The 315-nt window shown below is 24.8% G+C and carries 1 protein-coding gene; it reads left to right on the top strand.

The window, feature by feature from the left end; translation table 11 throughout:
- A partial coding sequence (locus tag ACX6CF_RS27155) for a hypothetical protein (protein ID WP_458788490.1) occupies positions 1 to 241 on the top strand: 241 nt, incomplete at its 5' end.
- Positions 242 to 315: the final 74 nt, after the last annotated feature.

Raw genomic sequence — 315 nt, forward strand, 5'->3', positions numbered from 1 at the left:
TCTTCAATTAGACTTAGATAACGTAAGTTTTGATATTAATGAAATATATGAGATTGGTATTAATGAGATTGGGATAGATACTATTTTTCAATATGAAGAACCTGTAGCTACGCTATCTATAAATAATGATTATGCCATACTTAAGGTTAGTTCTTCAATAAAGGAACAATCAGATGTAAAATATCAAGTTAAAATAGATATGGATACAGGGGAAGTAATTAAATTTAAATTGAAAAAGTAAAGATTTTCAGTAGTTTGTTTAAGCTAATAATATAACTCCTATTACTATTTTTATTTAGGAATAGGAGTTATATT

It is taken from the genome of Vallitalea sediminicola (assembly GCF_054408565.1).